Source organism: Pseudazoarcus sp. NS20 (genome assembly GCF_059703745.1).
This window is the reverse complement of record NZ_BAAKIY010000003.1, coordinates 499,240-520,772: the sequence shown is the minus strand read 5'-3', so window position 1 is coordinate 520,772 and position 21,533 is coordinate 499,240. Positions and strand designations below refer to the sequence as shown.

23 protein-coding genes are annotated in these 21,533 nt (G+C 64.4%); 6 read left to right on the top strand and 17 right to left on the bottom strand.

All coding sequences use genetic code 11. From position 1 onward, the window contains the following. Positions 1-4: 4 nt before the first annotated feature. Complete coding sequence (gene amrB / locus AC6H0W_RS11195) at positions 5-838, bottom strand: AmmeMemoRadiSam system protein B (protein ID WP_497577236.1); 834 nt, start codon at positions 836-838, stop codon at positions 5-7. A gap of 179 nt (positions 839-1,017) precedes the next feature. Here amrB and ispD point away from each other — a divergent pair, with 179 nt between their 5' ends. Genes ispD through thpR form a run of 3 tightly spaced genes read left to right on the top strand, consistent with a single transcriptional unit; the run spans position 1,018 to position 2,748 of the window. After that, positions 1,018-1,731, top strand: coding sequence for a 2-C-methyl-D-erythritol 4-phosphate cytidylyltransferase (gene ispD, locus AC6H0W_RS11190; protein ID WP_497577235.1), 714 nt, complete (start codon positions 1,018-1,020; stop codon positions 1,729-1,731). Next, complete coding sequence (gene ispF, locus AC6H0W_RS11185) at positions 1,728-2,216, top strand: 2-C-methyl-D-erythritol 2,4-cyclodiphosphate synthase (RefSeq protein WP_497577234.1); 489 nt, start codon at positions 1,728-1,730, stop codon at positions 2,214-2,216. The genes ispD and ispF overlap by 4 nt, the downstream gene beginning before the upstream one ends. Beyond that, a complete protein-coding gene (gene thpR / locus AC6H0W_RS11180; RefSeq protein ID WP_497577233.1) occupies positions 2,209-2,748 on the top strand; it encodes an RNA 2',3'-cyclic phosphodiesterase in 540 nt (179 codons plus the stop codon). The genes ispF and thpR overlap by 8 nt, the downstream gene beginning before the upstream one ends. Before the next feature lie 788 nt (positions 2,749-3,536). Here thpR and nth read toward each other — a convergent pair. The 11 genes from nth to AC6H0W_RS11125 all read right to left on the bottom strand — a co-directional run bounded on the left by nth (position 3,537) and on the right by AC6H0W_RS11125 (position 13,273). After that, positions 3,537-4,169, bottom strand: a complete 633-nt coding sequence (gene nth / locus AC6H0W_RS11175; protein ID WP_497577232.1) for an endonuclease III — start codon at positions 4,167-4,169, stop codon at positions 3,537-3,539. A 9-nt stretch (positions 4,170-4,178) separates the two neighbouring features. Further along, complete coding sequence (locus AC6H0W_RS11170) at positions 4,179-4,883, bottom strand: electron transport complex subunit E (protein ID WP_497577231.1); 705 nt, start codon at positions 4,881-4,883, stop codon at positions 4,179-4,181. A 13-nt stretch (positions 4,884-4,896) separates the two neighbouring features. After that, positions 4,897-5,565, bottom strand: a complete 669-nt coding sequence (locus AC6H0W_RS11165) for an RnfABCDGE type electron transport complex subunit G (RefSeq protein ID WP_497577230.1) — start codon at positions 5,563-5,565, stop codon at positions 4,897-4,899. Next, on the bottom strand, positions 5,562-6,566 hold the full coding sequence (locus AC6H0W_RS11160; protein WP_497577229.1) for an RnfABCDGE type electron transport complex subunit D: 1,005 nt from the start codon (positions 6,564-6,566) through the stop codon (positions 5,562-5,564). The genes AC6H0W_RS11165 and AC6H0W_RS11160 overlap by 4 nt, the downstream gene beginning before the upstream one ends. Beyond that, on the bottom strand, positions 6,563-8,350 hold the full coding sequence (gene rsxC / locus AC6H0W_RS11155) for an electron transport complex subunit RsxC (protein WP_497577228.1): 1,788 nt from the start codon (positions 8,348-8,350) through the stop codon (positions 6,563-6,565). The genes AC6H0W_RS11160 and rsxC overlap by 4 nt, the downstream gene beginning before the upstream one ends. Further along, positions 8,347-8,898 (bottom strand): electron transport complex subunit RsxB, encoded by a 552-nt coding sequence (rsxB, locus tag AC6H0W_RS11150; protein WP_497577227.1) that lies wholly within the window; start codon positions 8,896-8,898, stop codon positions 8,347-8,349. Before rsxB ends, rsxC begins: the two co-directional genes overlap by 4 nt. A 10-nt stretch (positions 8,899-8,908) precedes the next feature. Then, entirely contained in the window at positions 8,909-9,493 is a 585-nt protein-coding gene (rsxA, locus tag AC6H0W_RS11145) for an electron transport complex subunit RsxA (RefSeq protein WP_497577226.1), read from the bottom strand. A 132-nt stretch (positions 9,494-9,625) separates the two neighbouring features. Beyond that, positions 9,626-10,663 (bottom strand): quinone-dependent dihydroorotate dehydrogenase, encoded by a 1,038-nt coding sequence (locus AC6H0W_RS11140; protein WP_497577225.1) that lies wholly within the window; start codon positions 10,661-10,663, stop codon positions 9,626-9,628. Between the two features lie 42 nt (positions 10,664-10,705). After that, a complete protein-coding gene (locus AC6H0W_RS11135; protein WP_497577224.1) occupies positions 10,706-11,437 on the bottom strand; it encodes an arginyltransferase in 732 nt (243 codons plus the stop codon). A 10-nt stretch (positions 11,438-11,447) separates the two neighbouring features. Continuing rightward, entirely contained in the window at positions 11,448-12,155 is a 708-nt protein-coding gene (gene aat / locus AC6H0W_RS11130; protein ID WP_497577223.1) for a leucyl/phenylalanyl-tRNA--protein transferase, read from the bottom strand. Next, entirely contained in the window at positions 12,152-13,273 is a 1,122-nt protein-coding gene (locus AC6H0W_RS11125; protein WP_497577222.1) for an ABC transporter ATP-binding protein, read from the bottom strand. The genes aat and AC6H0W_RS11125 overlap by 4 nt, the downstream gene beginning before the upstream one ends. A 128-nt stretch (positions 13,274-13,401) precedes the next feature. On the opposite strand from AC6H0W_RS11125, the gene AC6H0W_RS11120 reads away from it, so the two are divergent. Continuing rightward, the gene (locus AC6H0W_RS11120) at positions 13,402-15,114 is read left to right on the top strand and encodes an ABC transporter permease (RefSeq protein WP_497577221.1); all 1,713 of its coding nucleotides are present in this window, start codon (positions 13,402-13,404) and stop codon (positions 15,112-15,114) included. A 30-nt stretch (positions 15,115-15,144) separates the two neighbouring features. Here AC6H0W_RS11120 and AC6H0W_RS11115 read toward each other — a convergent pair whose 3' ends face one another. Further along, positions 15,145-15,354 carry a dodecin gene (locus AC6H0W_RS11115; RefSeq protein ID WP_497577220.1) on the bottom strand — a complete coding sequence of 70 codons (210 nt, stop codon included), beginning with the start codon at positions 15,352-15,354 and terminating at the stop codon, positions 15,145-15,147. A 295-nt stretch (positions 15,355-15,649) separates the two neighbouring features. Here AC6H0W_RS11115 and AC6H0W_RS11110 point away from each other — a divergent pair, with 295 nt between their 5' ends. Beyond that, positions 15,650-16,720, top strand: coding sequence for a PQQ-dependent sugar dehydrogenase (locus tag AC6H0W_RS11110; protein ID WP_497577351.1), 1,071 nt, complete (start codon positions 15,650-15,652; stop codon positions 16,718-16,720). Positions 16,721-16,759: 39 nt separating this feature from the next. Here AC6H0W_RS11110 and AC6H0W_RS11105 read toward each other — a convergent pair whose 3' ends face one another. The 3 genes from AC6H0W_RS11105 to AC6H0W_RS11095 all read right to left on the bottom strand — a co-directional run bounded on the left by AC6H0W_RS11105 (position 16,760) and on the right by AC6H0W_RS11095 (position 19,391). Further along, on the bottom strand, positions 16,760-17,128 hold the full coding sequence (locus AC6H0W_RS11105; protein WP_497577219.1) for a thioredoxin family protein: 369 nt from the start codon (positions 17,126-17,128) through the stop codon (positions 16,760-16,762). 78 nt (positions 17,129-17,206) lie between these two features. Next, positions 17,207-18,574 carry an APC family permease gene (locus AC6H0W_RS11100; protein ID WP_497577218.1) on the bottom strand — a complete coding sequence of 456 codons (1,368 nt, stop codon included), beginning with the start codon at positions 18,572-18,574 and terminating at the stop codon, positions 17,207-17,209. Then, entirely contained in the window at positions 18,558-19,391 is an 834-nt protein-coding gene (locus AC6H0W_RS11095; RefSeq protein WP_497577217.1) for a methyltransferase domain-containing protein, read from the bottom strand. Before AC6H0W_RS11095 ends, AC6H0W_RS11100 begins: the two co-directional genes overlap by 17 nt. A 232-nt stretch (positions 19,392-19,623) precedes the next feature. Here AC6H0W_RS11095 and AC6H0W_RS11090 point away from each other — a divergent pair, with 232 nt between their 5' ends. Then, positions 19,624-20,106 (top strand): LEA/WHy family protein, encoded by a 483-nt coding sequence (locus AC6H0W_RS11090; protein ID WP_497577216.1) that lies wholly within the window; start codon positions 19,624-19,626, stop codon positions 20,104-20,106. Between the two features lie 9 nt (positions 20,107-20,115). On the opposite strand, the gene gorA is transcribed toward AC6H0W_RS11090, so the two are convergent. Further along, positions 20,116-21,456, bottom strand: coding sequence for a glutathione-disulfide reductase (gene gorA, locus AC6H0W_RS11085; protein ID WP_497577215.1), 1,341 nt, complete (start codon positions 21,454-21,456; stop codon positions 20,116-20,118). Positions 21,457-21,533 lie beyond the last annotated feature (77 nt).

Sequence of the window (21,533 nt, the reverse complement as noted above, 5' to 3'; positions counted from 1 at the left end):
GAGGTCAGTGCAACACAGCATGCATGGATTCGGCGTGAAATTCCACGAAGGCCACGCTGGCGTAACCCACCACGCGCTTGCGGTCGCCCGCGGTATCGCCGGAACTGCGCAGATCGAGCAGATAGGGTTCCAGGCCGCGGCGGCTGGCAAGGCTCAGCAAGCCGTTCACCGCACAGGCGCCGCAGGCTTGTTCGCCACGCAGTCGCGGGTTGAGCGCAAGTATCTGGCGCGCGGTGGAGCGATCGAGCGCGCGCGAGTCGTCATAGCCGAGGTAATGCGACAAATCCGAGCTGACCACGATCAGCGTTTCCGGCCCGCCCCATAGCAGCTCGAGCACGTTCGCCACTTCTTCGGGCGTTGCTTCGCCCACCAGCAAGGGAACGATCTGGAACTGCTCGAACAGCATCTGCAGAAACGGCAGATGCACCTCGAGGCAGTGCTCCTGCGCGTGCGGGTGATCGTCGGCGCGGATGTCGGGCAGGGTCTGCAGCATCGCGCCACATTGCAGGTCTACCGGCACGACGCCCAACGGCGTTGCAAAGCCCTGCGCTGCCGGCAGCACAAAGCCGCGCACGGCGCTGCGGTGCGCCGGCCCGAGCAGCACGACGCGGCGAATCTGCCGGCTCAAGCGCTGCACGGAGGCGTATCCGTTGGCCGCGATGGCGCCGGAGTACATGTAGCCCGCGTGTGGCGCGATCAAGGCCTTCGGGGCAGTCATGAGGTCTTCGGCCGGCATGGCGGCTGCCAGCATTTCGCTGATCTGGTTGCGCAGCAGTTCGGGGTCGGACGGGTACAGATGCCCGGCAACGGCTGCCGGGCGTATCGCGGTGATGGCCATGGCGTTCCTTGCACAAGCGGGTCGGATGCGCGGCAAAACCCGGGGAGAAACTCATTATAGGAGGCCGTTTGGCACCTGCTTTGTGCGCTGCGCAAACGCATCTTGCGGGTGCCTTGGCCGATTCATGTGCTTTGCATTCGGCCTGCCGGGAGGCCGCGCCGTGCTTTAGAATCCGCCCCATGCAACGCACAACTGCCCGCCATTTCGCGCTCGTTCCCGCTGCCGGTGTCGGTAGCCGCATGGGCGCCGAACGCCCCAAACAGTACCTGCCGCTGGCCGGCCGACCGCTGATTGGCCATACCCTGGAAGCGCTGTGTGCGGTCGAGGGCATCGAGAAGGTGTTCGTGGCGCTGTCGGTGAGTGACCCCGAGTGGGGTGCGCACGACTGGTCGTATCTCGGGCCCAAGCTCGTGCCGCTGTTCTGCGGTGGCGCTACGCGCGCGGCCAGCGTGCTCGGTGGCTTGCGTGCGATTGCCGGCGAGGTCGAGCAACACGATTGGGTGCTGGTGCATGATGCCGCTCGGCCGTGCATCGCGCCTTGGCATGTGGCGCGGCTGATGGCCGAGCTGGCGGGAGATGAAGTGGGCGGCCTGCTCGCCGTGCCAGTGGCTGACACGCTCAAACGGGCGGACGGCCATGGGCGTGTGGCAGAGACGGTTTCACGTGATGCGTTGTGGCAGGCCCAGACGCCGCAGATGTTCCGCTACATCATGCTGCGCCGGGCGCTCGAAGACGCCCACAACGTCACCGACGAAGCCAGCGCCATCGAGGCGGCCGGCCTGCATCCGAAGCTGGTGCAGGGCGACGCGACCAATCTGAAAGTGACCTGGCCGGTGGATCTGCACATGGCCGAGTGGATACTCGCGAGCCGTCGCGAGGGAGAAGGGCAATGACGAATCTGCGCATCGGCCAGGGCTTCGACGTACATGCACTGGTGCCGGGGCGGCCGCTGATCATCGGCGGCGTGACCATTCCGTTTCCGCAGGGTTTGCTGGGCCACTCCGACGCCGATGTGCTGCTGCATGCATTGACCGATGCGCTGCTGGGCGCCGCCGGCCTGGGCGACATCGGCCGGCTGTTTCCCGACACCGATCCGCAGCATGCCGGTGCGGACAGCCGCGTGCTGCTGCGCGAGGCTTTTGCGCGTGTGCGCGCTGCGGGCTTTGATGTGGTGAACATCGACGCCACGGTGATCTGCGGCGCACCGAAGATCCTGCCGTACGCGCCCGCCATGGTCGCCAACATCGCGGCCGATCTCGGCATGTCGGCCGAGCGCATCAACATCAAGGGCAAGACCACTGAAAACCTTGGTTTCACCGGCCGTGGCGAAGGCATTGCCGCGCAGGTGGTGGCGCTGCTCGAACAGCGTGGTGGCTGATCCCGCCCGTCGCGGCGAAGAGAACGCCCGCGTCTTCTTTGCGCTGTGGCCCGATGCCGCTACGGCGCATTCACTGCACCGGTTGGCTGAATCACTGAAGTCGCGCTTCTGTGGCCGTGTGATGCGCCTGGATTCGCTTCACCTGACCCTGGCGTTTGTCGGCAGCGTGCCGCGTGAGCGTATCTTCGATCTGCTGGCCATTGGCGCCTCGGTGGCCCCGCGGGCGTTTGATCTCACGTTGGATGTGCTGGGCGAGTGGGCTCGCAAGCACCTCGTATGGGTCGGGCCGGGCACCACCCCAGAGCCCTTGGCTGCGCTGGCGGAGGAGCTTCATCAGCGTCTCGTTGATGCTGGCTTTCCGATGGAGTCGCGGCCGTTCGTGCCGCATGTGACCCTGTTGCGCAATGCGGCGTGTGTGACGCAACGGACCTCTTTGGGCGAGGTTATTCGCTGGCGGTCGGAGGGGTTTGTGCTGGTGGAGTCGAAGCTGCTGGCTTCGGGGGCAAGGTATGAGGTGGTGGGGCGGTGGTGATTTTTTGGGTTCGTTGTTTTAAGGCTAGTTCGTTGTATTGGCCTTGACCGGCCGGGACTCGCCCCGGCGGGCGACCTTCTTTCTTGGTACACGACAAGAAAGAAGGCAAAGAAACGTGCCCCGCATCCGCGCCCCTTCGGGGTTCCCTCGCTCCGTGGGATTTCGCCGGCCGGTCCTGAACTCGCTTCGCTCGGACAGCAGGACCGGACTGCCCCGGCGAAATCCCCCTGCGCTCGGCGCTTCTGAGGGGAGGATGGGTGCGCGCTGTGAGGCACGTTTTTTTGGTTCGGATTGCTCGGGTGCTCGGAGTTGGAGTGCCGGGTGTGCCGCGGGCACACCGGTTCTACCGTCATTGCGAGGAGCGCAGCGACGCGGCAATCTCGCAGCGTATCCAGATTGCACAGTCACCAGATTGCCGCGCTTCGCTCGCAATGACGGGTAGAGGCGAAGCGCCAACTACGAAAGCCGCTGCCCCAACGCACGTCGTGTGTTCAAACCCCTTCTAAGCCGCTGAGCGTAGAGTGCTCACGGCGGGGATGTCCGGCCTTGCTGTTTGAGCGGAACGCGAGTTTGCAAGGCCGGCCGCCGGGAGTGCTCGAAGCGAAGGGACCCCGAAGGGGCGGTGAGGAGGGTGCACTTCTTCGCCTTCTTTCTTGTTGCACTACAAGAAAGAAGGTCGCCCGCCGGGGCGAAATCCCGGCCGGTCAAGCTCAACTCAACGAACTCCCGAAGCGACAGGCAAAAAAACCCCAGCGTCCGCGGCCTCATAAAGCACCGCACCACGACCATCAATCGATCTTGTCTCGATAATCACAGAGGTCCCGCACGATACAGGCGCCACAGGTCGGCTTGCGTGCGGTGCACACGTAGCGCCCATGCAGGATCAGCCAGTGGTGCGCGTCTTTCAGGTACTCCTTGGGGATACGGCGCATCAAGGCGTCTTCAACCGCGCGCACATCCTTGCCGGGTGCGAGGCCGGTGCGGTTGGAGAGGCGGAAAATGTGGGTGTCGACCGCCATAACCGGGTCGCCGAAGATGGTGTTCAGCACGACGTTTGCGGTCTTGCGGCCGACGCCGGGCAGTGCTTCCAGTGCTTCGCGGTTGCGTGGCACTTCGCCGCCGTGGCGCTCAAGCAGCAAGCGCGACAGCGCCACCGTATTCTTGGCCTTGTTGCGGAACAGGCCAATCGTGCGGATGCATTCGGCCACGCCTTCCTCGCCCAGCGTCAGCATGTCTTCGGGGGTCGGTGCCAGTGCGAAAAGCTTGCGTGTACAGATGTTTACGCTGCGATCCGTGGCCTGGGCCGACAGCACCACGGCGACCAGAAGCTGGAAGGGCGAGCCGAATTCCAGCTCGGTCGTCGGGTTCGGGTTGGCCTCGGCGAGGCGCCGGAAGAATTCGCGTATTGCGTCGCGCTTCATCGCTGGCCGTCAGTGGGCGGCCGGTTCGGCGTCGGGGGCGGGCTCAGGGGCGGCCGGTTTGGGTCGGCGTGCGGCCCGCGCGGCGGCGCGCGAATTGATCCAGTTGAACAGTGCGATCAGCACGCCAAGCGTGAAGAATGCGCCGGGCGGCAGGATGGTGATGAGGAAGCCGCCGTAGTCCTGACCGAACACGTCGATGTGTGACAGCGACGGGAAGATCATCTCGATGCCGGCGAACAGCGTGCCGGCGCCGATGATCTCGCGCACGCCGCCGAGCACGGCCAGCACCCAGACCAGGCCGAAGCCCATGACAACGCCGTCGATGGTGGAAGAGATGGCGTCATTCTTGGCGGCATAGGCCTCGACGCGCGCCAGCACGATGCAGTTGGTGACGATCAGCGGGATGAAGATGCCAAGCACCAGATACAACTCATGGAAGTAGGCGTTGAACGTGAGGTCGACCACCGTCACCAGCGCGGCGATGACCAGAATGAACACCGGGATGCGGATTTCGTAGGGGATGAAGTTGCGCAGGCTGGCAATGGCCAGGTTGGCTACGGCCATGACCAGCACGGTGGCAAGCCCCAGGCTTACGGCGTTCACCAGCGTGGTGCTGACCGCGAGGATCGGGCACAGCCCGAGCAGCTGCACGAGGCCGGGGTTCTGTTTCCAAAGGCCGTTGTAGCTGGTTTCGCGAAATCGTTGCCAGTTCATGGAGCTTCCTTGCTCAAAACGCGCTGCCGGCCTGCGCAGCGAACAGCCGGTCGCGGTTGGACTGTACCCACGCCAAGGCACGGCCGGTGGCATCGGTCACCGCGCGGGCGCTGATGGTCGCGCCGGTGCGGTACTCGAATTCGCCGCCGTCACGTGCGACGCGCCAGCGGTCCAGCGGCACTTCGTTCAGGCCGAGCCTGTCGAACTGGGTGATCCACGGGCGCTGGCGGTTGCGGTCCTTCTTCGGGTCGATGTAATCGCCGAGGCCCGGCGTCTCGGCATGGGCGATCACTCGCACGCCCGAGATCCGGCCGTCGGCCATTACTGCAATGGCAAGCTGGATGCGGCCAGCGTAGCCGTCCGGAGCGACGGCTTCGACCACGACGGCCAGCGGCTCACCAGCCATGCGCGCGCGCCATACCTGGCCGCCACGGTCGAGGCCGAGCGCGGGTGTGGGGCCGAGATGCAGGTCGTCTGCGAGCAAGTCGTTGTCGTAGCTTGCGCGCGGCAGGATCTCGTCGATCAGGCGCATCTTCTCGGCTTGCCGAGAGGCCGCGATGGTCGGTGCGGTGGCGTCGTGCGTGAGCGCCATCACGGCGGTGAAGGCAATCGTGAACACCAGCATGATGCCGGCGGTGCGCAGAGCCGTGCGCGTGGCGCCGTAGCGCGGGTCTGCACTCATCGCTGGCTCCCTTTGTGGCCGAACACCGGCGGCTGCGTCTTCATGTCGATCAGCGGGACGCACATGTTCATCAGCAGCACCGCAAAGGCGATCCCTTCGGGGAAAGCGCCGAAGTTGCGAATCAGGTAAGCGATGATGGCGATGCCTGCGGCGAACAGCAGCTTGCCGCGCGGCGTGGTGGCAGCCGACACCGGATCGGTGACGATGAAAAAGGCCGCGAGCAGCGCGCCACCGGTTGCCAGATGGAACAGCGGGTCGGCGAAGCGGCTGGCATCGAGTGCCCACAGGGCACCGGAAATCAGCGCCAACGTGCCGAGAAAGGCCACCGGCATGTGCCAGGTGATGATGCGCTGCTGCATCAGCCACAGGCCGCCGATGAGGTAGCCCAGGCCGATCCATTCCCAGCCCTGACCGCCGAACACACCGAACGCGCCGCCCTGCGTGACGCCGGCAACAGTGGCGTCGGCCGCACGCAGGCCGGTGCGCAGGGCGTCCAGCGCGGTGGCGCTGGTGATGGCGTCGATTTCGCGGGCGCCGCCCAGGATGAGGTTCAGTTGCGCGGCGAAATCCAGCCCGCCGGCCGGCGGCCACTGCGACATCAGCGATGGGTGCGCGACGATCATCACGCAATAGGCCACCATCGCCGGGTTGAACGGGTTCTGCCCGAGGCCGCCGTACAGGTGCTTGACCGCGACGATGGCGAGCAAGGCACCCAGCGCGGTCATCCACCACGGCACGATGGGTGGGAAGCACAGCACCATCAGCCATGCGGTGACCACCGCAGACAGATCCGTGACCGAGGGCAGCAAGGGGCGACGACGCAGCTTCAGCACCAGCGCCTCGGCACCCACGGCCACCACGGTGGCAATCGCCAGATTGACCAGAATGCCGGCGCCGATCTGCCACACATACAGCGCGATGCCGGGCACCAAGGCCAGCAGCACTTTCAGCATCACGCGCTGAACGCTGGCGTTGCTGCGGATATAGGGGGAGTGGATCATTGCTCTTCCTGCTCCCGTGCGGCCTTGCGTTGTGCCGCGCGTTCCAGCGCGGCGGCAATCAAGGCCTTCTTGTCGTCGTCACTGGTGGGCGGGGGCACGCCTTCAGGCCGGGCTTTGGCCACTTCCTCGGGGGCAGGCGTTTCGATGCCGGTGGCCTGGCGCAGAGCGTCGATCTCGGCAATTTCCGCGGCTGTCGCCGGCGGCAGGTTTTCGGTGTTGCGCGGTGCGACTTCAGCCTTTTGTGCCTTGGCACGCGCAAGGGCTGCGGCCACCAGCGCTTTCTTGGGGTCGTCTTCGGCCGTTGCTTCGGCGGCGGGCGCGGCCGCTTCACTGCTGGCTGCAGCGGCGAGCTTGGCTTTGGTCTCGGCGGCCTTGGCGGCGAGCTTGGCGGCTTTCTCGGCCTTTTCGCGTTCCTGACGGTAGTTGCGGAACTCGAAGCGGTCACGTGCCTGATCGGCTGCGCGGCTTTCACGCTCGCGCGCCCAGATCTCGCTCTTGGAGAAGCGGTAGTAGTCGACCAGCGGAATGTGCGAGGGGCACACGTAGGCGCAACAGCCGCACTCGATGCAATCGAACAGGTGATATTCCTGCGCCTTGCCGAAGTTGCGCGAGCGCGAGAACCAGTAAAGCTCGAAGGGCTGCAGATCCGCCGGGCACACTTCGGCGCAGGCGCCGCAACGAATGCACGGCTGTTCGGGCGGTGGCGGCGGGAACAGGGTCGGCGAGGCGGCAATGATGCAGTTGGTGCCTTTCACCACCGGCACCGACAGATCGGGCATGGCGAAGCCCATCATCGGCCCGCCGAGCAGATAGCGGTCGGTGTCGGTACGCGGTTCGACCAGCGGCAACAGGTCTTCCACCGGCGTGCCGATCAGTACTTCCCAGTTGCCGGGCGTGGCGACGTTGCCGGTGAGTGTGACGACGCGTGAAATCAGCGGCTCGCCGAGGTCGAAGGCGTGATGCACGGCCTCGGCCGTGCCGACGTTGAAGCACTGCACGCCGAACTCAGTGCCGAGCTTGCCGTGCGGAATTTCGATGCCGGTGAGCACACGGATGAGTTGCTTCTCGCCGCCTGCCGGGTACAGCGTGGGCACGGCGACGATGTCGGGCACCGGTTGCAGCTGTGAGGCGGCTTCGCGCATGGCGGCGAGCGCTTCGGGTTTGTTGTCTTCAATGCCGATCAGGATGCGCTCCGCACCCACCAGCTCGCGCAGGATCTCAGCGCCGCGCAGGATGGCCGGAGCGCGCTCGCGCATCAGGCGGTCGTCGGAGGTGATCCACGGCTCGCACTCGGCGCCGTTAAGGATCAACGTCTTGATGTGCTTCTCGGTGCCGACCTTGATGTGGCTCGGGAAGGCCGCGCCGCCCATGCCAACGATGCCTGCGTCACGCAGGCGGTCGAGCATGGTCTGGCGGTTGGCGTTGCGGTAATCGAAGGGCTCGCGCTCGATCCAGCGCTCTTCGCCGTCGGGCTCGATCACCACGCAGCCGGTCGGCAGGCCCGAGGGGTGCGGCATGACGTGGTCGGTGACTTCCAGCACGGTGCCCGAGGTGGGCGCATGCACGGCCGTGCCCAGTACGCCCTCGGCGATGCCGATGCGCTCGCCTTTGAGGACCTTCTGCCCGGGTTCGACGATGCAGCGTGCAATCGCCCGTGTGTTGTGGCGCAGCGGCACGATCAGGCGTGCAGGCAGCGGCGCGCGCGCGATCGGGGTACGCGCGGATTCATTCTTGTGGGTGTCGGGCTTTACGCCGCCGTTGAAGCCGAAGAGCTTGCCGATCATGCCGCGTGCTCCAGCTTGAACACCGGGTAGCGCCATTTCCAGGTTTCCACGGTTTCGGGGATGGTTTCCATCGTGATGCAATCGACCGGGCAGGGCGCCACGCACAGCTCGCAGCCGGTGCACAGCGGATCGACCACGGTGTGCATCTGCTTGGCGGCGCCGACGATGGCATCCACCGGGCAGGCCTGGATGCACAGCGTGCAGCCAATGCAGGTCTGCTCGTCGATGACGGCAACGGCTTTGGGTTTCTCGACGCCGTGGGTTTCGTCCAGCGGCTTGAATTCGCGCCCCAGCAGATCGGCCAGATGGCGGATGCCTTCTTCGCCGCCCGGCGGGCACTGGTTAATGTCGGCTTCGCCATTGGCGATGGCCGTGGCGTAGGGCCGGCAACCGGGGTAGCCGCACTGGCCGCACTGTGTTTGCGGCAGGATGGAGTCGATCTGGTCGACCAGGGGGTCGCCCTCGACCTTGAAGCGGATCGAGGCCCAGCCCAAGGCGGCACCGATCAGCAGGGCAAGGCCGGTCATGACCAGGATGGCTGTCAGCATGGCGGCGCCCTCACTGGAAACGATCCAAGCCAGCGAAACCCATGAACGCAAGGCTCATGAGGCCGGCCGTGATCATGGCGATGGCGGTGCCGCGGAACGGCAGCGGCACATCGGCCCCGTCCAGGCGCTCACGGATGCCGGCAAACAGTACCAGCGCCAGCGTGAAGCCCACCGAAGAACCGAAGCCGAACAGCAGCGATTCGAGGAAGTTGTTGGACATGCCGACGTTGAGCAGCGGCACGCCGAGCACTGCGCAATTGGTAGTGATCAGCGGCAGGTAGATGCCGAGCACACGGTGCAGCAGCGGGCTGGTCTTCTCGATGGCGAGTTCGGTGAGCTGCACGATGGCGGCGATCACCACGATGAAGCACAACGTGCGCAGGTAAGACAAATCGTTGGGCTGCAGCAGGTATTGATCAATCAGGTAGCTGCTGCCGGCGCCCAGCGTGAGTACGAAGGTCGTGGCGGCACCCATGCCGATGGCGGTTTCGAGTTTCTTCGAAACCCCCATGAACGGGCACAGCCCGAGCATTCGCACGAGAACCACGTTGTTCACGAGGACCGCGCCGACGACGAGGAAGAAATAGCTGGTCATTTTGAAGGCCGGAGATCAGGCCGGATTATCCCGCGACGGAATTAGGCACTCAACCCTGTCGCAGTTATAGGAATATTCCCTTGAGCGCAGATTGGCGCGCTCAAGGGAATGAAAGGGCATCGGAGGGGGCCGTCAGGCAGACTCCAGGGCGGCGGAGTCCGAGATGTCCTGGGTGCGCCGGATGCATTCACGCACCAGGCCCGGGCCGCGATAGATCAGGCCGCTATACACCTGAACCAGCTGCGCGCCGGCATCGAGTTTGGCGCGCGCATCATCGCCACTCATGATGCCGCCCGCGGCGATGATCGGAACTTCCCCTGCCAGCAAATTCGAGAGCTGGCGCACGACTTCGGTCGACGCGTCGAACACCGGCGCGCCTGACAGACCGCCTTGCTCGTTGGCGTGCGGCAGGCCGAGCACACGCTCGCGCGAGGTGGTGGTGTTGGTGGCGATCACGCCATCGATGGCGTGACTGCGCAGCGCTTCAGCGATGGTTTCGATCTGTTCCCGATTGAGGTCCGGTGCGATCTTGAGCGCCAGCGGCACGTAACGACCGTGGCCTTCGGCCAGCTCTTGTTGGCGTTCCTTGAGACGTCCGAGCAGTTCGTCAAGCTCGTCGGCGTCTTGAAGCTGACGCAGGTTCTGCGTGTTCGGCGACGAGATATTCACCGTCACGTAGCTTGCGTGCGGATAGACCTTGTCCAGACAGGCGAGGTAGTCATCGGCGGCTCGCTCGATGGGGGTGTCGAAGTTCTTGCCGATGTTGATGCCCAGCACCCCGCTGTAACGTGAGCTCAGCACATTCTCGAGCAGGGCATCCACGCCCTCGTTGTTGAAGCCCATGCGGTTGATGATGCCGTGCGCCGGCGCAACGCGAAACATGCGCGGCTTGGGGTTGCCGGGCTGCGGGCGCGGCGTGATGGTGCCGATCTCGATGAAGCCGAAGCCCAGGCGTGCCAAGCCGTCTATGGCCGCGCCGTTCTTGTCCAGGCCAGCCGCCAGCCCGACGCGGTTCGGAAAACGGATGCCCATGACGCGGACCGGGCCGGCGTCGGGCGTACGCGCTACCGGCAGCACGCGGCCGAGCGTGCGCAGTGATTTCATCGTGAAATCGTGCGCGGTTTCGGGATCAAGGGAGAAGAGCAGGGGGCGAACGAGGGGGTAGCACATGAGCAAATCACTTCAACTAGGCGCCGAATGGCTTGAGGCCAGTCAGTCTTCAGGAATGTCTCCGAGCGGAATCCAATAACCGTCAACTCGCCCTTCAAGTGGGCGAAAACGGCTTTTATAAGTCATTTTGGGGCTTTCGCGAATCCAGTAGCCGAGATACAGATAGGGCAAATCGAGACGGCGACAAGCTTCGACTTGCCAGAGAATGCCATAGGTTCCATAGCTGGCGTGCGTTATATCCGGATCATAGAAGGTATACACACCGGAAAGACCGTCGATCAGACGGTCGATCACGCACACCATGCGCAGTTCGCCATCTTCGCGAAATTCCACCAGATGCGTATCAACATGGCTCTGCAACAGGAACTGCGTGTATTGCTCGCGGTTGTCCTGATCCATGCCTCCGCCTGCGTGCCGTGCCGCCTGATAGCGCTGATACAGCGCGTAATGCTCCTCGTTGAATTGCAGGCTGTGCTCGACGGTCGTGAGATTGGCGTGGCGCTTGAGGGCGCGGCGCTGCGTGCGATCAGGCTCGAAGAAGCCGACGGGAATGCGCACCGGCACGCAGGCACGGCAATTGTCGCAATGCGGGCGGTAGGTGAACACGCCGCTGCGGCGAAAACCGTTGCGCACCAATTCGCTGTAGATCGGGGTGTCGATCAGGTGGCCGGGCGTGGCTACCTGAGAGCGGGCGACGCGATCGGGCAGGTAGGAGCAGGCATACGGTGCCGTCGCGTAGAACTGGATCAGGGCGTACGGATAGTCCTTCTGCATGCTTCTGACGCTATCCCTTGAACGATTCCTTCGTGGCTTCGGACGACCAATGCCCGGGGGGCGGTCCTGCGTCTGCGTGGAGCTCGATGAGCCTGCAAAATTCGGCGCGCGAAACCTCGCGAGCCCCCAGCGACACAAGATGAGCCGTTGTCATCTGGCAATCTATCACGGCGAAATTCAGCGATTCAAGATGGCGCGTCAGGTGTGCGAGACAAACTTTCGATGCATCGGTCTTGCGGCTGAACATCGATTCGCCGAAAAACACCCCGCCAATGGCCATGCCGTAGAGACCACCCACCAAAGCCCCGTCCTGCCACGCTTCGACGCTGTGGGCGTAACCGAGTTCATGCATGGCGATGTAGGCGCGCTGCATTTCAGGCGTGATCCATGTGCCCGAAGCGCCGTCGCGCAGGGCGGCGCAGGCCTCGATCACTTGGGCGAAGGCTGTGTCGAAACGCACCTCGAAGCTGCCACGCCGCAAGGTCTTGCCAAGCGAGCGCGAGACGCGCATGGCAGCAGGTGACAGTACCAGACGCGGGTCCAGGCTCCACCACAGAATGGGTTGGCCCTCGCTGTACCACGGGAAAATGCCGCGTCGATAGGCAGCCAGAAGCCACTCGGGGGTCAGTTCGCCGCCGGCCGCGAGCAGGCCGGGCGGGTCGTCCAAGGCCTGCTCAACCGGCGGGAAGCCGGGCGTGCCCGAAAGCCACGGAATCATTCGGCCATGCAGCTCTGCAGCGCATTGAAGGGCTGCGCGTGGGCGGCGATGTCGGCGTCTTTGTGGAAAGTGACGACGTGATCGGCTTCGAGGCGAATGCCGATGTGCTCGCCCAGCGCATGGTTGTGGTGGCTGGGCACCAGAGAGAGCACGCGCGTGCCGCTGTCGAGCTCCAGCGTGTACAGGATGTCGGCGCCGCGGAAGGCTTTCTTCAGCACCTTGGCTTTCAGCGTGCTGTCGTCGTCATGCACGACATCGTCGGGGCGCAGCAGCACTTCGACGGTGCACATGCGGGCGCCGTTGGCCTGGTCGATGCGGCATTCGGTGGGGATGGCACTTTGCAGCAAGCCAAGGTCGGTGCGCACGTGCTGGTCATCGATGACTTCGCCCGACAACAGCACGCCCTGGCCGATGAAGTCCGCCACGAAGCGGTTGCAGGGGCGGTGATACAGGTTGTAGGGCGTATCCCATTGCTGGATGCGGCCCTCGTTCATGATGCCGATCTCGTCGGCTACCGCGAAGGCTTCGTGCTGGTCGTGCGTGACCATGATGGCGGTGATGCCGGTGGCCTTGATGATGTCGCGCACCTCGTGGGAGAGGCGCTCGCGCAGCTCGACGTCGAGGTTCGAGAAGGGCTCGTCGAGCAGCAGCAGGGAAGGGCTCGGGGCGAGCGCGCGGGCCAGGGCCACACGCTGTTGCTGTCCGCCCGAGAGTTCGTGCGGATAGCGTTTGCCCTCGTTGCGCAGGCCGATCACGCCGAGCATTTCGGCTACGCGTGCATCGCGCGCCGAGGCGTTCATGCCGCGCAGGCCGAAGCCGATGTTGGCGGCAACGGTGAGGTGAGGAAACAGCGCGTAATCCTGGAACACCATGCCGATGCGACGCTGTTCGGGCGGCAAGTGTACGCTCAGGCTGCTGACGATCTGGCCGTCGAGCAGGATCTCACCCGAGTTCACCCTCTCGAAACCGGCAATGCAACGCAACACCGTGGTTTTGCCGCAGCCCGACGGGCCGAGCAGGCAGCCGATGCTGCCTTCGGCCAGACGCATCGAAAGCCGTTGCACCACCGGAACGGTGTCGTAGGCAAGTTCAATGGAGTGCAGTTCGAGATGGGACATCCGCTCAGCCTGTGTGGTCGGCACCGTCACGGTGCGTGCGTATTGGGATCGATAATGCGATCCATTATAATTTCGAAACCATATGCCGTGCAGGCCCTTCTGTACGGAGCTCAAACAACGGGCCGTCGATGCAGCGCAAGACCACCGTAGCAAGATTTCTTCCGGACAATTCCCCGCTTACCTGGACAGCACTGCTCATTGCGGCGCTCATCGCGATGCCGGTGTTGTCGGTGTTTTCGAACGTGCTGGTGAGTGGCACCTCGGATGTGTGGTCGCACATGGCGTCCACGGTGCTGCCGGAGTTCGTGCGCAATACGGTGATTCTGTGCATCGGTGTCGGTTTGGGCGTGGCGTCCATCGGCGTGGTCTGCGCGTGGTTCACCACGATGTTCGATTTCCCCGGCCGGCGTTTCTTCGAATGGGCGCTGATTTTGCCGCTGGCCGTCCCGGCGTACGTGATGGCCTACGTTTATACGGACTTCCTGCAGTTCGTCGGGCCGGTGCAGAGCGCGCTGCGCGAGTGGTTCGGCTGGCGTGCCAGTGATTACTGGTTCCCCGACGTGCGCTCGACCGGCGGCGCCGTGGCGATGTTCATCTTCGTGCTGTACCCCTACACCTATCTGTTGGCGCGCACGGCGTTTCTGGAGCGCGCTTCCGGCATGCTGGAGGCGGGGCGTTCCCTCGGGCTAGGGCCTTGGCGCTGCTTCTTTCAAGTCTCTCTGCCGCTTGCACGTCCGGCCATTGTGGCCGGCACAGCGCTGGCGCTGATGGAGACGCTCGCCGATTTCGGTACGGTGTCGTACTTCGGCATTCAGACCTTCACCACGGGTATCTATCGCGCCTGGTTTTCGTTCGGTGACCGCGCCGCCGCTGCACAGCTCTCGGCTTTGCTGCTGGGTTTCGTCATCATCGTGTTGGTGCTCGAGCATGCCAGCCGAGGTCGTGCACGCTTCAACAACACCTCGCGTCAGGGTGGTTCTCCCGCGCGCAATCGCTTGATCGGGGCGCGTGGGTGGCTGGTGACGCTGATCTGCTTTCTGCCGTTGCTGTTCGGCTTTCTGCTGCCGGGTGGTCTGCTGCTCGACATGGCGATCAACCAGGGTGACGCCCAGTTCGGCCCGCGTTTCTTCTCGCTCGCGCGCAACAGTTTCGTGCTGGCCTCGGTAACTGCGGTGTTGGCGGTGGTGTTGGCGGTGGTGCTGGCGTATGCGGCGCGACTGTCGCGTTCAAGGGTGCCGCGTGGGGCCAATCGCATCGTGAGCCTCGGCTACGCTGTGCCGGGGTCGGTGATCGCGGTGGGGGTGCTGATCCCGGTCACGCGCGTGGACAACTTCATCTCGCAAAGCTGGACGGAGATGTTCGGCGTCAATCCGGGGCTGGTGCTTACCGGTGGCATCGCGGCGCTGGTGTATGCCTATCTGGCTCGTTTCCTGGCGGTAGCCTTGCAAACCGTGGATGCGAGCCTCGGCAAGGTCACGCCCAACATGGACGACGCATCGCGCATTCTCGGTTACGGGCGCATCGCCACCTTGCTGCGCGTGCATGTGCCGATTCTGCGCGGCAGCCTGCTGACTGCCGGGCTGCTGGTGTTCGTGGATGTCATGAAAGAGTTGCCTGCCACGCTGGTGATGCGGCCGTTCAACTTCGATACGCTCGCCACGCAAGCCCACACGTTGGCGGCGGATGAGCGGCTGGCTGAGGCGTCCACGGCGGCACTGACCATTGTGGTGGTAGGTCTGGTGCCTATGTTCGTGTTGTCGCGTCAGATCGTGAAAAGCCGGCGTGAGCGCAAGGCGGCGGTGGCGGCTCTGGCCCCGACGCCCGCGCATTCGCCGGCCTGAGTTCGTCGCTCCGGGGGCTTGCCCCGGTGCTTACTCTTCGACGCGGAAACCGATCTTCAGCTTGACCTGCCAGTGGGCGATCTTGCCGTCCTTGATGTGACCGCGGATCTCGGAGGTTTCGAACCAGTCCATGTGCCGAATGCTCTTCGACGCCGCTTCGACGGCGTTGCGGATGGCGTCATCCACACCCTCGGTGGAAGAGCCGACGAGTTCAACCAGCTTGTAGACATTCGTGCTCATGCAAGACCTCCTGTGCTTGTTGCGATGAGGTTCCAGTATAGGGGTACAAAAAAAACGGGGCGCCGCGGTGCCCCGTTTTTCGTGAACAGAAGGTTTCAGGGAGGTATCGATGGCAGACCGGCACGCCGGGGAACTGCCGATGAAGCTCGGCGGTCGCAACATTCCGGATGAATTGCTTCGTCGTCACAGCACTCGATGCCGAATCGATGCCAGATATTTAGCCACCTCTCAAGGAGTTCACATGAATTGTTCCCCATTGCTCACGCGCTTCGCACAAGCCGCTTTCGTTGGCCTCATGTGCTTTGCGGTGCCGGCCTCGGCTGCCGAAGACTTTCAGCTTACGGAGGTGGCCAAAGGGCTGGAAACGCCGTGGTCGCTTGCCTTCCTGCCGGATGGCCGCATGCTGGTCACCGAGCGGCCGGGGCGCATGGTGCTCGTGGCGTCCGACGGCAGTGTTTCGAAGCCGCTGCAGGGTGTTCCCAAAGTGCACGCGCGGGGGCAGGGTGGTTTGCTAGACGTGGTGCTGAGCCCGGATTTCGACAAGAGTCAGCGCATTTTCTTCAGCTACGCCGAGCCCACCGAAAAGGGCGCGCGCACGGCAGTGGCCAGTGCACGGCTTGATGTGGACGGAGGGAAGCTCGAAGACGTGCGCCCGGTGTTCGCGCAGCGTGACGACCCGGACGGGGGCCACCATTTTGGTTCGCGTCTGGCGTTTGCGCCGGATGGCTCCTTGTTCATCACGCTCGGTGACCGCAATACCCAGCGCGAGCGTTCGCTGGCGCTGGACAGCCACCTCGGCAAGATCGTGCGTGTGAAGGCGGACGGCACGGTGCCTGATGACAACCCTTTCGTCGGCCAGAAAGACGCATTGCCCGAAGTCTGGTCCTACGGCCACCGCAACGTGCAGGGCGCGGCGATTCACCCGGGCAGCGGCATGCTGTGGACCCATGAGCACGGCCCGCGAGGCGGTGACGAAGTGAACGTCGGCAAGGCCGGCGCCAACTACGGCTGGCCAGAGGTGACCGAGGGGCGCGATTACGTTACGCGTCGGCCGTTCGGCGATGCCACTGAGCGTGAAGGGGTTGAGCCGCCGGTACATTCCTGGGTGCCGACGTCGATCGCGCCGGCCGGCATGGTCTTTTACTCGGGCAAGGCCTTCCCGGAGTGGGAGGGCAACCTCTTCATCGGTGCGCTGCGCGAGCAGATGCTGGTACGCCTTGAACTCGATGGTAAAAAGGTCGTTGAAGAGCATCGCTTGATCGAAGGCAACTTCCGCGTGCGCGATGTGCGCGAAGGCCCGGAGGGTGCGATTTACATGCTGGACGAAACCAACGGGCGCGTCATGCGTCTCGAGCCCAAGAAGTAATCCGCTGCATACGGCAGCCCTCCGCGAGAGGGCTGCCGCTCAATCGGGTTTGCGGCGGAAGCCCGCGGCCTGTTGCCAGCTGCGGCGCTCTTCGGTGGCATGGGCGTAGTGCTGAGCTTCTGCCTCGGACATGTCCAGCAGGCGCTCCAGTGTGCGTTCAAGATGGCTGTGTTGGGGCAGGGTCGGCCCGAGATAAAGCACCACCTCGCCACGCTGGATCATTACCGTCGGAAAGCTCTCGATCTCAAGCGCTTCGGGCCACTCGGGTTCGTCTTCGATGTCCACCCAGTCAAACCTTGCGCCCTTGCGCTGCGCGGCCAGCGCTTCGAAGCCTTCACGGTAGTCGCGGCACACGCCGCACCATTCGGCACACAGGCACAACACGAGTGTTTCGGATTCGACAGACATTACGGGTTCAACAATGAGAAAGGGCGGCGAGGCAGAGTATCAGCCTGGCCGCCCCCACGCCAATGGCGCGTCGCGTGATTACTTCACCGCCGTGGCGGCCTCGCGCTTCTGAAGCAAAAGCAGCGGTACGCCAGCGGCCAACACCGCGAGGCCCAGCCATGCGCCAGCCCCGGCGTACTGCGCGCTTGACCACAGCAAGCCCAGACATACTGCGGCGAAAATCAACGGAGGCAGGGGGTAGAGCGGGGTGCGGAAGGGACGCGGGCGGTTCGGGTCGCGGCGGCGCAGTGCGATCACGCTGAGCGCGGTGAGGAACATGAACAGCCAGAAGACGGGCGCGGTGTAGGCCACCATGGTCTCGATGCCATTCGCCGAGAAGGCGCCGAACATGATCAGTGCCAAGGTGATCACGCATTGCACCACCAGTGCGCGCGTGGGCGTCTCGCCGCGATCGCTCCATGCGGCCAGCATGCCCAGCTGGGGAATGTCTCGGCCCAGTGCGTAATACACCCGCGCGCCGGTGAGGATGGTGGCGTTGATGGTGCTCAGCGCGGCGATGCACACCATCAGGCTGAGCACCACGGCAGCCGCCTCGCCGAAGGCGATGCGCATCAACGCGGCGCCCACCGCATCGGTATCACGCAGCCCTTGCAAGCCGAAGATGTGCAGGTAGGCCAGGTTGGCCAGCACGTAGATGGTGGTTACCACCAGCGTTCCGATCAACAGCACGCGCGCCATGTTGCGTTGCGGGTTGCGCAACTCGCCGGACAAATACGCGGCTTCGTTCCAGCCACCGTAGGTCAGCAGTACGAACACCATGCCCATGCCCAGCATGCCGGCGAGGTTGCCCGACATTGCCGCTGGCGCGGCGTCCACGTGCAGGCTGTTGCCCGACGCCAGCAGTCCCGCCACGAGAACCGCCAGCAGCGACAGCACCGTGAGCGCCGAAAACACGATCTGCATGCGCTTCGAGCCGCTTGTGCCCAGCACATTGAGTGCGGTGAGGGCGATCACCGCGAACGCACCGTGCAAGGCGATGCTCCATGGGCCGAGCGGCAGCAGCTGGCTGGCGTATTCGCCGTAGATGAATGCTACTGCGGCAATCGAGCCAGTCTGAATCACAGAGCCGCGTGCCCAGGCGAACAGCAGTGCAACGAAGGGGCCCCAAGCGCGCCGAAGAAAGTGATATTCGCCGCCGGTATGCGGGTAGGCCGAACCCAGTTCGGCGTAGCACATGGCGCCCAGCAGCATGACCAGACCACCGGCCAGCCACAGGCCGATGTAGGTGGTGGGGCTGTCGCTGAACTGCGCAACCAGCGGCGGGAAACCGAAGATGCCGATGCCGATGACGACACCCACCAGCACGGCTACGCCGTCCAGAACCGACAGCCCGGCACTGGGGCCGGCCGTCGGGCAGTCGCGACCGTCATCAGAGGCGTTTTGCATGCCAGCCTTCCACCACTTTGGTGCCCTGCTGGGCGGTTATCGTGTCGCCTTCGACGTGGCCGGTGAAGTGCTCACCGCTCACGCTGAAACGAAACTCGGGGCCACGCAGTTGAGTGAAGGTGATCGGCTTAGTCTGATCACCGAATAGGGCCTCGCCCTTGACGAACTGGTAGGTCTGCTTCAGGTCGATGTTGAATTTGCTGCCGTCGGCGCGCGTGATCTCCCAGGCGCCGTCGACTTTGGCGGGCACGACCCATTTGTAGATGTAGCGGCTTTGAACCTCGATCCAGGCATCCGGGCGCCAGTCCCCCATGTCGAAGACGTGCGAAACGATGCGGGTGCCGGGACGCAGCTTGTCGAGGATGGTCGGGCGCAGTTCGAGGTTGATGGTCGGCAGCAGATACATCGTGAGCACGTCGACGTTCGAAAAATCCTTTTCGAAGAGGTTGCCGCGCTCGAAGTTCACACGGTCGTCGACCTTGGCGTACTTCGCGTTCTCGTTGGCTTCGGCGATGCGCTCGGGGTCGATGTCGATGCCCAGCGCCTTCTTCACGCCCCAATCGCGTGCCGCTGCGATCACGATGCGCCCGTCTCCCGAGCCGAGGTCGATCAGGTAGTCGTCCGGCTGCACTTCGCCCAGCTCGAGCATGCGGTACACCGCCTCGTTGGGCGTGGGCACGTACGGCACGTCCAGCATCACTGGCTGTTGGTCGCTCGGCGGTCCCTGCGTATGGGCGGCCAAAGGCACGAACAAGGCGGCGGCGAGGGCGAGCGCGCTCGTCCGCCGCAAGATCGAAGGGCTGCGGGCAGGGTGCATGGGGTGTCTCCGTTATTGTTCGAGTCTGGCGGGCTGCAACAATGGCATTGTCGTGCGCTGCCCCGGGTGCAAATGCCGCTGCAGAGTAGCAGATTCAGTTATGGGAGTCGGCGCTTGTGGCGTCACTCGTCATGCCGGCCTCGCCGTAACATCGGGTAATGCGGCTTGCGGCACAATTGCGGGTGGCGCACATTTGCCAGGTTTTGAGAATGCATTGCGGAGAATGAGTTCCATGATTGCTTCACGACGTTTTGCCCTGATGGCGCTTGGCGCAATCCTGCTGGCGGGTTGCTCGGGCAAGGGAGACATCGCGTTCGAGCAGCCGGTGGTGTCGCTGTCGTCCTTCGGCTTGATGCCGTCGGACGGCCGGGCGCCGCGCATCGCCATCGGTTTGCGCGTGGTGAACCCCAATGCCACGCCGCTGCGCATGCGCGGCCTGAGCTATACCGTGGCGCTCGAAGGTCATCGCATGCTGACCGGCGTAACTTCGCGTCTGGCCGAAGTGCCGCCGTATTCAGAAACCGAGCTCGAGTTGAATTCGCCGATCGATCTGGTCAGCAGCCTCACGCTCTTCAACGAAATCATGAACACGCCGGGCCGTGAAACCCTGGAGTATTCGCTCAACGCGCGCATCGACGTAGACGGCATGCTTGCGCCGCTGCGCGTCATCGAAGATGGCGAGCTGGTGTTCACCCAGCTCGGTTCGCCACCCTGAGCGACTCGCTCAGCGAAGAGTGACCAGCTCTTCGGAGCTGGTCGGGTGAATGGCCACGGTGTCGTCGAAATCACGCTTGGTGGCGCCCATCTTCACTGCCACGGCGAAGCCCTGCAGCATCTCGTCGGCGCCCTCGCCGATGATGTGCACGCCCACCACACGTTCGTCCGCTCCCGCGCACACCAGCTTCATGGCGGTCTTGGGCTTGTGCTCGGTGACTGCGTAATACATCGGCGTGAAACGCGTGGCGTAGACCTTTACGTCGCTGAATTTCGCGCGCGCCTGCTCTTCGGTCAGGCCCACCGTGCCGATGGCCGGGTGGCTGAACATCACCGTCGGGATGTTGCTGTAATCGAGCCTGGCGTCGGCTTGGCCGTTGAACAGGCGTGCCGCCAGGCGACGGCCCGCGGCAATCGCCACCGGTGTGAGTTCGGCCGCACCGGTGATGTCGCCGATGGCATGCACGCCGGCTACGTTGGTGTTCTGGAACGCATCCACCGGCACGGTGCCGTCGTCGTTGGCCGTCACTCCGGCCGCGGCCAGATTCAGCCCGGCGGTGTTGGCACGGCGGCCGATGGCCCACAGTACGCAATCTGCCTCGATGGAGCCGGCCGGGCCGCAAGCCACCTGCAAGCTGCCATCGGCCTTGCGTGACACTTCATGCGCTTCGGTCTTGAAGCGGATGTCCACGCCGTCGTCGGCCATGCGGGCGGCCAGTTCGTCACGCAGCATGGCGTCGAAGGGGCGCAGCATGTGCTCGCCGCGCACCAGCAACGTCACTTCGCTGCCCAGCGCGCGGAACATGCCGGCGATCTCCACCGCGATGTAGCCCGCGCCGCCCACCACCACGCGCTTGGGCTGGTGCTCGAGTTCGAAGAAGCCATCCGAGGTGATGCCGAGCTCGGCACCCGGAATCGTCGGCCGCACCGGCTGGCCGCCGGTGGCGATGGTGATGTTTGGGGCGGTGAGGCGGCGTCCCTCCACTTCGATGGTATGCGCGTCGACGAAGCGCCCGTAACCGCGCACCACCGTCACGCCTGACTTGTCGAGCAGGGTGGCGTAGATGTCATTGAGGCGTTCGATGTAGGCGTCGCGGCGCGTTTTCAGCGCACCCCAATCAAAGCTCGGCGGCACCAGGTCGAAGCCGTAGCCGGGGGCGTCGTGAAAGCGGCTGGCGATGTCGGCGGCGTTCCACATGACCTTCTTGGGCACGCAGCCCACGTTCACGCAGGTACCGCCCAGACGGCCCGATTCCACCAGCGCCACCTTTGCGCCGTGCTCTGCGGCGCGTCGTGCCGTGGCTACGCCGCCGCTGCCGCCCCCGATGACCAGATAGTCGAAGCGTTCCATGCTGTCGTTCCGAGTTTCGAATCGAAGCATGCTATCACCGGGCAGCGGCGCGCGGCGGGGCGATGGATGCTGCCCGA